Raw genomic sequence first — 628 nt, forward strand, 5'->3', positions numbered from 1 at the left:
ACGGTAATAGTGATTTGATGTGGTGTGCCATCGGCAGAGTGAACGGTGATAGTGTCCGTCGCCGATTTACCTTGGGCTAACGCTTGCACGGTTGGATTGTTATTATCTAAATCATAGGTCCAATCACCGTTATCTTTAAGATGTAGGGTGCCTAATTGACCAACAATATCGCTATCAGAGAAGTGGGCTTCACCTGTGTCTGTGTCACTAATAGTTAATGTGCCAAATGTGGTTAATACCGTTTCTTCAGTCACTTGACCCGTATTAGTGCCTGCAATCACCGCACTGTCATTAGTGCCATTGATGGTAATAGTAACTTGATGTGGCGTGCCATCGGCAGAGTGAACGGTGATGCTGTCGGTTGCCGTTTTGCCTTGCGCTAACGCTTGCACGCTCGGATTTTGATTGTCTAAATCGTAGGTCCAATCACCGTTATCTTTAAGATGTAGGGTACCTAATGAACCAACAATGTCTGTATTCGAGAAGTGATCTTCGCCTTTATCGGTATCTGTAATAGTCAGAGTCCCAGACGTTTGTAATTGCGACTCTTCAGTTACCGCACCAGAGTTAGTGCCTGCAATCACCGCAGTGTCGTTAGTGCCATTCACGGTAATAGTAACTTGATGTG

Annotated in this window: 1 protein-coding gene; it reads right to left on the reverse strand. The window is 45.2% G+C overall.

Translation table 11 applies throughout. The features are described from left to right. Window positions 1–628: VCBS domain-containing protein (locus AB4482_RS22965; RefSeq protein WP_372181798.1), on the reverse strand; the 628-nt coding region annotated here is incomplete at both ends.

The sequence above is a fragment of the Vibrio sp. 10N.222.55.C7 genome, assembly GCF_041473335.1.
Taxonomy (GTDB): domain Bacteria; phylum Pseudomonadota; class Gammaproteobacteria; order Enterobacterales; family Vibrionaceae; genus Vibrio; species Vibrio crassostreae_C.